Source organism: Paraburkholderia sp. SIMBA_030, from assembly GCF_046535245.1.
In the GTDB taxonomy this organism is placed as follows: Bacteria; Pseudomonadota; Gammaproteobacteria; order Burkholderiales; family Burkholderiaceae; genus Paraburkholderia.
In genome coordinates this window covers 1-269 of the sequence record NZ_JAWRXB010000598.1, presented here as the reverse complement: position 1 = coordinate 269, position 269 = coordinate 1, and the positions used below count along the sequence as shown (strand labels likewise).

1 pseudogene is annotated in these 269 nt (G+C 69.5%); it reads right to left on the bottom strand.

Annotated elements, in window-relative coordinates:
• A pseudogene (locus SB772_RS41345) lies at positions 1 to 269 on the bottom strand (squalene--hopene cyclase); the annotation flags it as partial.

Here is a 269-nt window from a genome sequence, read left to right as displayed (position 1 = left end):
GATCGAGCAGCGCGCCGTGATCGGCGAACGGAATCGCGTTCAGATACAGGCGGTCGCAATCGGCGTCGAAGGCCGCGAAACCGCCGTTGCGCGATTGCAGACCGCGCATCCAGTCGAGCGCGAGCGACACGCGCGCCGCGTACGGATCGCGGCCCGTCCTGCGCGCCTCCGCGCGACCGCGACGATGCAGCATGGCCGCCACCACCGCGCTGTCGTCGATATCCGGATAGTACGGATTCTCGTACTGGAACGCCCAGCCGCCCGGCGGC